We start from the raw sequence: 10422 nt of genomic DNA on the forward strand, positions 1-10422 counted from the left end.
CAAAGTCTCCTGCGGTTAAAATTGCCTGATTGAGAGGGGTATTGGGAGGAACTTCGATTATCCCCGGTTTTTTCACCTCCCCGACCACTTTCACGCTAATAGTCTTAGGGGCAAAACTAGCCGATGCCAGGGTTTCCGATTCCTTGGCCGAGATTTCGGTAGCGGTGGGGATAATCACCGTATCCCCTTCTTGAAGAAAGATATCGCCGGTCATATCACCTTTTTCGAGCAAACTCCAGAGATCTACCGGGATTTTCTGCTGGGAACCGTCACGAGTATAACGCAGCACTTGCACCTGTCGGATATCGGCCAGAGGTTTGATGCCTCCCGCTTGTTGGATAGCTTGGGTTAGTCGGGCCGGTTTCCTGGTGCCGCCGCGATCTTGGTCATTATTATTGTTATTGTTGGCAGTGGGGACAATGCGATGGGACCCCGGGCGATAAACTTCTCCCACCACAGTAACATTAATTTCTCGATCGCTATCTAGTCCAAAATTGGCATCGGCTAATTGATTGACTTCCCCGACGCTAAGGGTCGTTTTAGTGGGAATAACGATGCTATCGCCATCTCTAAGGCTAATATCCTGGGTTGTATCGCCTTTTTGGATTAATTGCCAGAGATTTGCTTGAATTAGCTGTTCTTGTCCCTTGAGGTTGCGTCGGATTTGAACTTGACCAATATCGGCCACCGTAGTCACTCCCCCCGCTTGCCGGATTATTTCGGTCAATAGGGGCGTTTTTTGGCTTTGTTCGGGGTTAATTGTATAAGTACCCGGACGATTGACTTCCCCCGCGATGGCGATTTGCAGAGGCCGGGGAGTGAGAATGCTAACAGTAACCACGGGACGTTTGAGATAGGTGGTGTAACGCTTGGCCAAGGTTTGGCCGGCTTCGGTGACGGTCATTCCCTCCACTTTGACGCTACCAATCAGAGGTAAAGTCAGGGTTCCATCGGCTAAAACAAGGAAATCGCCGCTTAAATCCGCGACTTGGTAGACGGTGACGCGGACTTTATCTCCTTCTCCTAGGGTGTACTCTTTGCTTTCTGCGGGGATAGGAGCAATCGCCTCTTTAGCGGGTGTAGGACTACTCGGAGGAGTGGCTTGGACTGGGCGAGCCTCTAAGGAAGTTAGGGGGGCAATAGTGCCGATAATTAATAGATAACGTAGGGATTTACTGATTAAATCCTGTAATTGGTTGCTATTTAACATGATCAATAGGATTAATTTTATCGTTAACATTGGCGATCAGTGTAGCACAAATAGTCGATCGCCTATGGAAACCCCGTGTAATATCGCATCTAACGAGAGTTACCGCTAACTGTAAGATAGTTTTAACGATTGCCTGTATGTAAAGGGGTATATTAATTTTATGACAGCTACTAGCACAATTCCCGATTTTTGTCAAGGAATAAAATATTTTGGGGGTTCCTTACCCGAATTTGATAAATATGCAGGAAAAGCCGCTATCGCTGAGGGAAAAACCGCTATTATTGCCGCTAATGACCCGAATGCTATCTATCAAACCCTCCTAGCCGCCGATGCTTTGCGTTACCTCACCCTACAAATCACCGCTACCAAAGAATCGGGACACCCCGGCGGTTTTGCCAGCGCTGCCGACGTAATTGCCTCTTTGATGATGTTAGGCCAAAAAAATATTTTCACCGAAGTGGGCCATCATGCCCCCGGTTTTTATAGTAACGTCTTTCTCGATCGCTCTCTCGAAGCCATGGGCATCAGCAACGTCAGGGAATTGGGAGAACGTTTTCGGGAAAAACACGGACTTTTAGGGCATCTTTCCGGACAAATCCCCGGACTGCTCGGGCCGGCTGGTCCTTTGGGCCAAGGCCAACATTTCGCCATGGCGGCGGCCAAATTACACCCTAATACCCTTTTCCCTGTGACTATCGGGGATGGTGGTTTAGGAGAACCGTATATTATGAGTAGTTTCGGTCATTTTCACACTGCTTATCCAGAAATTACCAATTTTCTGCCGATTTTAGTTTGGAATGGCTATTCCCAAGAACACCATAGCATGGTGTCCCTGAAAACTAACGCCGAAATGGAAGCCTATTGGCGCGGTAATGGTTTCGAGGAAGTGATTCTCATTAATGCCAAAGACTTCGATGATGCTAATCAAAATGGGGAATATGTAGATAGCACCAAATTCTCTTTTAACCAGCGTCTGGAGTTCATGAAAGTGGTGTTAATGGCCACGGATAAAGCCGCCCAATTAGCTTTAGGAGGCCAACTAACGGTGATCATTATTAAACAACTTAAAGGGGCGGGAGTTCACAAACGGGGAGCGGCTTCCCATAATCTTTATCCAGGCGATTCTTTAGAAAAAGATTATATCGTTACTGCCTTACAAGAACGCGCTTTACCCCCTGAAGCTTGGGCAATTGTTCGTACTAATTTCGAGCGCTCTGGAGGGGGTTCGGCAGCAGAAATAGTGGTAACGGAAAAAGTCTTCCCGCTGCCGGATTTAGGAACCTTACCCATGACCGAATATACTGTGGGTGGTGATAAAAAAGTGGCCACCACTGCCATGGGGGAATTAGTGGTAGCTGTGGGTAAAGCTGACCCCAATTTTGTCGTCACTAATGCTGATGGTAATGCCGCTTCGGGAATTAATAATATTAACGTCGGTTTAAAGATTATTCACCCCACCAGCGATGATACCTATTTCCAAGCACCTAACGGTCAAGTTTATGAGCCTTTAAGCGAGGATGCCTGTGCTGGATTAGCCGTCGGTTTATCTCTCTTGGGAGCGCGGACTTTATGGTGTTCCTACGAGTCTTTTGCTATCAATGGTTTACCGATTTGGCAGACTGTAACCCAAGCGATGGCCGAGTTACGTCGTCCCACCCCTTCTACTATTACTTTATTCACCGCCGGAGCCTTAGAGCAAGGGCGTAATGGTTGGACACACCAACGCCCAGAGATTGAAAATTATTTCGCCGCTATGATGCGAAATGGCAATATTTTTCCTCTCTTTCCCTGCGATGCTAACAGTATTCAAGTCTGTTATGAATGGGCGTTAGGAACTAGCAATAAAGGCATTACAATCACCGCTAGTAAATCGCCTTTACCGGTGCGAACCACTTTTGAGCAAACCCGTCAAGCTTTAGAAAAAGGCGGCGTAATTCTCCACGAATCGGAAGGCAGTAAAAAAGTTGTTTTTGCCGTCATTGGTGATATGACTTTATTACCCGTCTTTGAGTCTGCACAACAGTTAGAAGCAGCGGGAATCGGTGTAAAAATCGTCTCGGTAATTAATCCCCGTCGTCTCTACCGTCCTAGCGATGTGATGAGTGAAACTAGCTCGGCAGCTGATAATAATTTCCTCGATGATGCTGGTTTTGACAGTCTCTTTGCCGGTGATGCTTTAATCGGAGTAACCGGTGGTACAAGCGCCATGTTAGAACCAATTATGTTACGCAGTAATGCGCGTCGGGATGTCTTCGCTTGGAAACGGGGAGAAACCACCGCCAGTGCCGGGGAAATTATGGCCTATAATGGTTTGACTGCCAATGCTTTAACTGCGCGTGCTACCCAGTTATTAGGCTAAGTTCCCAGTTAGTTTTTTTGATTATTCCCTACTCTCTCTGATGGGAAAGTAGGGATTTTTTCTCAGGTCACTTTCGCCAACGGAGTAAACTTTTAATAATTTTCCATAGGCGAGGATATTGGAGGGATAGATAGCGCTTAATATGGGATTTTAAACTAACTAAATCCTGAGATTCTTTCAGTTCTCTATCTTGATAAAAACGAATTAAATCATCCCGTCTTTTCAGTAAAATTTTAATTTGTTGGTAATCTTCCGAGCTTAAAACTTGATGGGGTTGAATATTTTCTGGCAGCGGGCGCGGGATGTAAAAAGTTGTATGAGATGGTGATAATTCCTGGTCTGGACGTTCTTTGGTATAGAGATAGATAGACAGAGATTTACGCGATAAATGCCGTTTATTTTCTGGTAAATTAATCTGAGAAAATCCATGCCATGAATATTCATTGGTTTCAAAAATAAGACAACGATTAAAGATAGGTACAAAAGATTTAATCTTATTTTCTTCCGGTTGACGTGGATTGGAATGTAACTCTAGATTACCTCCCCAATCTGCTTGCCATTGGGGATTTAAATAGATTAATAAATTCAAGCGGCGATGATACCAATGACGCTCATCGAGGTTAAAATCAATGTGAGGGTCTAATTCTTGACCCTGTAAATTTTCGTGGGTTCCACCCCCATAAAAACTAGGGTCTGGAATTAAATTATCAACACCGGTTAATTCGGAAATTAACTCTAAAAACTCTTGAGCTTGAACGTGGCGGGCAAACTGTTGATAAACACCCCCTAAACCGATTAAATCCTCATTAACCGCCTTCCCGCCAACTTTTCCTAACTCACTAATGGCTTTTTGCGGCTTAAAACTGGGAAAATTTTCCAGCAAAATTTGCGCTTGCTCCCCAACTAAAAAATTATCGATGACCAAATGCTTAAACGGTTGCGCTGTCTCAAAATCTTGACGATAGACAGAGGATTTCTCATAAACAAGGGGATTAATAAACATTAGACAGCTTTTTTGTTGGTATGATAAATTGTAGCAATCAGACTAGCAAAATAAAGATTAACTCTCCTATTGACCTCATCGCCTATGGACTGGTGGCACAAACTCAAAGATAATCCTCTCGCCCGTTGGGGAGCAGTTTTACTGTTAATCTTCTATTTAAGCGTAATGGCGGCGGATTTTGTCGCTCCCTACTCTCCCTACTCCTCCCAACCCGGTCAGTCTCTCCTACCCCCCACCCAAATCTTTTGGCGCTCGCAGTCGGGAAGTAACAAGGGTGAGTGGATTGGCCCCCACGTCTATCCCACCACTCAAAGTGCTATTAATATAGAAACTGGTGAGCGGAAGCTAATGAGAGATTTTAACAAACCCTTGCCGCTGCGTCTCTTGGTTAAGGGTGAAACCTATAATTTCGGTCAAATTCGCCTACCTTTGCCGCCAAAATGGCAGGAAGTAACTTTATTCCCCGGTATCCCTTTTGATCTCCATCTGTTCGGAGTCATCGGCGATGGTAGAATCAATATATTGGGAACTGACGAATCGGGACGCGATAGTTTTAGTCGCTTGATTTTCGGGGGCAGAATTAGTTTATTTATCGGTTTGGTCGGGATTTTAATTTCTTTCCCTATCGGTTTATTTGTCGGTGGCGTTTCTGGCTATTTTGGCGGTTGGTTAGATGCGATTTTAATGCGTTTTGTGGAAGTTTTAATGACTATCCCCGGCATATATTTACTCGTGGCCCTAGCGGCCGTTTTACCCGCAGGATTAACCAGCACCCAACGCTTTTTATTAATCGTCCTGATTACTTCTTTTATCAGTTGGTCGGGATTAGCGCGAGTAATTCGCGGTCAAGTTTTATCCCTGAAAGAACAGGAATTTATTCAGGCCGCCAAAGCTATGGGAGCAAAACCCCTTTATATTATTCTGCGTCATGTGCTGCCCCAAACTGCCAGTTATATCATTATTTCTGCTACGTTAGCCGTGCCGGGGTTTATTGTGGCCGAATCGGTTTTAAGTTTAATTGGTTTGGGAATTCAACAACCGGATCCTAGTTGGGGAAATATGCTTTCTCTGGCTACCAATGCCTCAATTATTGTTCTACAACCCTGGTTAATTTGGCCAGCTGCTTTGTTAATTATTCTCACCGTTTTAGCTTTTAATTTACTCGGTGATGGTTTACGCGATGCCCTAGATCCTCGCAATTTAGAGAGATAATTTAGTTATTTTATCAGTCAGGAGGCAGTCAGCAGCAGGCAGGAGATAGATTTTAGGGGTTGGGGTTTTGGGGTTTTAGGGTTGTAGTTCAATTTCCCCACCTCCCCCCGCAACGCGCACGAAGTGGTCTCCCCACCTCCCCACCTCCCCACCTCCCCACTTCCCCACTTCCCCACTTCCCATTATGAATAGAATCAGTAAAACCTTTAATAATTTCGCCGATAGTTTGGTGATTTATAGTCAAAGATACGGAAAAATAAGCTGGGTAATATTTTTAATTATCTTTGCTTGTATCATGACGATAACCTTTAATTATCCGGCACAATCGACCAATCAACCCCAAGAAAAACCCGAAATTCGTGGAGTTTGGTTAACTAATATCGATAGTGAGGTATTATTTAAACCGGAAACCCTAAAAGATGCCCTTGATAGGTTGGCTGATTTAAACTTTAATACTATTTATCCCACGGTCTGGAATTGGGGTTATACACTCTATCCTTCTAAGGTAGCAGAAAAAGTTACGGGACGAGCGATCGATCCCCATGAATCTTTAAAAAATCGCGACTTTTTAGAGGAAATAATTAGCCAAGGTCATCGGAAAAAATTAAGAATTATTCCCTGGTTTGAATTTGGTTTTATGGCTCCTGCGGATTCAGAATTAGCCAAACGACATCCCGATTGGTTAACCCAAAGACAGGATAAAAGTGTGATTTGGTGGGAAGGAAAAGTGCATCAACGGGTGTGGTTAAATCCCTTACATCCGCAAGTACAAAACTTTATTACGGATTTAGTCAGCGAGATTATTACTAACTACGATATAGAAGGAATTCAGTTTGATGATCATTTTGGTTATCCCACCGATTTTGGCTATGATGAAACCACGATTAAACTCTATCAAAGGGAACATTCGGGACAATTACCCCCGCAAGATTACCAAGATAAAGCATGGATTCAATGGCGGGCCGATAAAATTACTGACTATATGAATAGTTTAGCCCAGATGATTAAAAAGCGCCAACCTACAGCGATTATTTCCCTATCTCCTAATCCCTACACTTTCTCCCTAGAATCCTATCTTTTAGATTGGCAAAAATGGCAACAAAAAAACTTGATTGATGAGTTAATAATACAAGTGTATCGAACTGATATGAACGCCTTTGACTGGGAATTATCGCAACCAGAATTACAGCAAGCTAGAGAATCTATCCCCGTGGCTATTGGGATTTTATCTGGTTTAAAAGGTCGTCCGATTCCGATGGTTAATATTACTCAACAAGTGGAAAAATCGAGACAACAAAATTTTGGCGTTTCTTTCTTTTTCTACGAAACTTTATGGAATATGAGCAATGAATCTCCTTCCTATCGACGCAGGATTTTTCGAGAAATACTCCAGTCTGCTAATCCTCGCTAAAATTAGGGAAAATTGCTGACTTTAAGCTAAATTATTGCCCTAACCCGGCTATAGTTTCTTAAGTTTATCTTTAAATTAAGAAAAAGCAGCAGGGAGAAACTAAAATCGCTAGAATGAAAGAAGACTCTCTTTTATCACTTTATCCATGCTGATCAGACATAACCGAAGCTCGATCGCTAAACCTATTTTACTGTTTCTCGGCTGCCTTGTGATCGGGCAGTTGGGGGTATTAGTGGTAGCCAATAGCCTCTGGTTTACCGAGATGGGTTATTTAAACACTTTCCTGAAACAATTATCTTGGCAACTAGGATTAGGTTGGGGAAGTGCGATTCTTTCTCTACTCTTTATTTTTACTAATTTACGTTTAGCCCAGCGTTTTCGTTGGCAAAAACCCCGGGAAGATAGTTATCCTCTTAGTCCTCAATCTCCTAGTATTAATTTACTCGGCCTTTTGATTATCGCAACGGGAATTGGAGCTTGGATCGGGTCAATGTTATTGTATTACAGTAAACTAGCCCTCAGTCTCTGGACACCAGATTTTAATCTCCCTAACCTCAGTTCTTCCCTCAATTCTCCTCTGCAAATAGTTTGGATTAGGCAAGTATTAACTGATATTTCCAGTAATTTGTGGCAAGGGTTAATTATCGCTTTTTTAGTCTTGGGATTATTAATTAAAACCGAGTATTTTTTGCGAATAATATCTATAGTATTCACTGTCATGCTATCTTTTATTATTGCTGGGCAGTGGGCGAATTTTTTAAAATATTTTTATGGTGTTCCTTTCAATATTAACGATCCTCAATACGGGAATGATTTAGGTTTTTACATCTTTCAATTACCCCTGTGGCAGTTACTAGAATTATGGCTCACTGGTGTGGGAATATATACTCTTTTTGCTGTTATTTTAACCTATCTTTTTTCGGGTGATAGTCTTTCTCTGGGAAAATTTATGGGGTTTTCCCGTCCGCAACTGCGTCATTTATACGCCCTGTGGAGTGGGTTAATGGGGCTGCTAGTATTACACCATATTATTCAGCGTTACCTGCTACTTTATTCTCCGGAAGGGGTAGTTTATGGTGCGGGTTATATCGATGTTCATGTTGGTCAATTTATTGAAATTATTCTGGGAATTATTGCAGGAATAACCTCTATATGGTTAGGAGAAAAAGCATTATTTGGTAAAAAAGACCGTCGCAAGTTATACAAAAATCCTAAGAAAAAGTTGGTATTTTTCCCCTACTTAGTTCCTGTATTTCTCTATTTAATTGTTTGGATAAGTGGCACAATTATCAGTGGACTATTGCAAAGAACTGTCGTACAACCGAATGAATTAGTGAGAGAAAGACCCTATATCGAAAGAAGTATTCAATCCACAAGAGCGGCTTTTTCCTTAGATAGAATTGATGCCCAAGTTTTCGATCCACAGGCCGAATTAAATGCCGAAGTTTTAGAGAGAAACCATCTAACTATCGATAATATTCGTCTTTGGGACACCAAACCACTGCTAGAAACTAACCGACAATTACAGCAAATTCGCTTATATTATAAATTCCCCGATGCTGATATCGATCGCTATCGGGTACGAGTAGGATTGCCTGAAAAAATCGAAGAACGTCAAATATCTGAAAAACAACAGACAATTATTGCCGCTAGAGAATTAGATTATAGTGCGGTTCCCACTTCTGCTAACACTTGGGTGAATAAACATCTCGTTTATACCCACGGTTATGGGTTCACTCTTTCCCCGGTTAATTTAGTGGCTGCCGGGGGTTTACCCTACTATTTTGTCAAAGATATCGGCACAAATAAAGACGAAGGGGCCCTACAAACCTCTAGCGAATTAATTGATTATAGTATTCCCATTGGTAAACCCCGCATTTACTACGGGGAATTAACTAATAATTATGTGATGACTCCCACCACCGTAGAAGAATTGGATTTTCCTAGTGGGGATGGAAATGTCTATAATACCTACGATGGTAAGGGAGGAATCCTAGTGGGGACGGGGTGGAGACGTTGGCTATTTGCCCTTTATCTGCGGGATTGGCAAATGTTATTTAGCCAAGATTTTACTCCCGAAACTCGCCTATTAATGCGTCGTGATGTCCAAAATCGTGTGCAAACTATTGCCCCTTTTTTAAGTTATGATCGCAACCCCTATTTAGTAGCGGCAGATGTGGGCGATAGTAGTAGTAAATTACATTGGATTATTGATGCTTATACTATCAGCGATCGCTATCCCTATTCTGACCCGGGGAAAGATAAATTTAACTATATTCGCAATTCGGTCAAAGTGGTAGTGGATGCCTATCATGGAACGGTGAATTTCTATGTTGCCGATGAAAATGATCCAATTATTCAGACGTGGAGTAAAATCTTTCCTCATCTCTTTAAATCTTTAGCAGAAATGCCGAAAACTATCCGCAGTCATATCCGTTATCCCGAAGATTTATTTAGTACCCAAGCGGAAAGATTATTAACCTATCACATGACCGATCCGCAAGTATTTTATAATCGGGAGGATCAATGGGAAATTCCCCTAGAAATTTACGGTACGGAACCCCAGGCTGTATCACCCTATTATTTAATCATGAAACTGCCCGATTCCGACAAAGAAGAATTTATTCTCCTCCATCCCTATACTCCCTCTAGTCGGCAAAATTTAATCGCTTGGTTGGCAGCACGTTCAGATGATAGAGAGTATGGTAAGTTATTACTCTATCAATTTCCTAAACAAAGGTTAGTGTACGGGCCGAATCAAATTGAGGCTTTAATTAACCAAGATCCAGATATTTCTCAACAGATTTCCCTTTGGAATCGGGACGGTTCTAAAGTTTTGCAAGGACATCTATTAATTATTCCCATTGAACAATCGCTGCTTTATGTAGAACCTTTGTATCTAGTGGCAGACCAAAATAGTGTCCCGACAATCGCTAGAGTAACAGTTGCTTATCAAAATAAAATTGTCATGGAACCAACCTTGAAGGAAGCTTTAGAAAAGCTATTCTCAGGTGATCAGAGCTAAATTGCCGCTAATTGGCCACAAATTAGCAAAAAAAGCTGATGCTGGTTCCAGAACGATCCTCAATATCCCCGAATTTGCCCAGAAAATTGACTGCTCTGGTTAATCAGCCAATTTTAAAATCCAGTATCATCAAAGGATTGAGTTATGCTTTTAATTAGAAAAGTGGGCAATTAATTCTGTGCGAGATAAATTAATTATTAAA

Annotated in this window: 6 protein-coding genes; 4 read left to right on the top strand and 2 right to left on the bottom strand. The window is 42.3% G+C overall.

Going from position 1 to position 10422, the window contains the following annotated elements; genetic code table 11:
- The coding region (locus PX481_RS26515; protein WP_288096920.1) for a polysaccharide biosynthesis/export family protein at positions 1–1240 on the bottom strand (1240 nt) is incomplete at its 3' end.
- Between the two features lie 130 nt (positions 1241–1370).
- On the opposite strand from PX481_RS26515, the gene PX481_RS26520 reads away from it, so the two are divergent.
- On the top strand, positions 1371–3569 hold the full coding sequence (locus tag PX481_RS26520) for a phosphoketolase family protein (RefSeq protein ID WP_288023578.1): 2199 nt from the start codon (positions 1371–1373) through the stop codon (positions 3567–3569).
- A 67-nt stretch (positions 3570–3636) separates the two neighbouring features.
- Here PX481_RS26520 and PX481_RS26525 read toward each other — a convergent pair whose 3' ends face one another.
- Positions 3637–4572, bottom strand: coding sequence for a 2OG-Fe(II) oxygenase (locus PX481_RS26525; protein WP_288023577.1), 936 nt, complete (start codon positions 4570–4572; stop codon positions 3637–3639).
- A gap of 84 nt (positions 4573–4656) precedes the next feature.
- Between PX481_RS26525 and PX481_RS26530 the strand changes: the two genes are divergently transcribed.
- The 3 genes from PX481_RS26530 to PX481_RS26540 all read left to right on the top strand — a co-directional run bounded on the left by PX481_RS26530 (position 4657) and on the right by PX481_RS26540 (position 10220).
- The gene (locus tag PX481_RS26530; RefSeq protein WP_079207658.1) at positions 4657–5784 is read left to right on the top strand and encodes an ABC transporter permease; all 1128 of its coding nucleotides are present in this window, start codon (positions 4657–4659) and stop codon (positions 5782–5784) included.
- A 184-nt stretch (positions 5785–5968) separates the two neighbouring features.
- Positions 5969–7195 carry a glycoside hydrolase family 10-like protein gene (locus PX481_RS26535; RefSeq protein ID WP_002760839.1) on the top strand — a complete coding sequence of 409 codons (1227 nt, stop codon included), beginning with the start codon at positions 5969–5971 and terminating at the stop codon, positions 7193–7195.
- 145 nt (positions 7196–7340) lie between these two features.
- Complete coding sequence (locus tag PX481_RS26540) at positions 7341–10220, top strand: UPF0182 family protein (RefSeq protein WP_288096923.1); 2880 nt, start codon at positions 7341–7343, stop codon at positions 10218–10220.
- Positions 10221–10422: the final 202 nt, after the last annotated feature.

This window comes from Microcystis sp. M53603_WE2 (assembly GCF_030065435.1).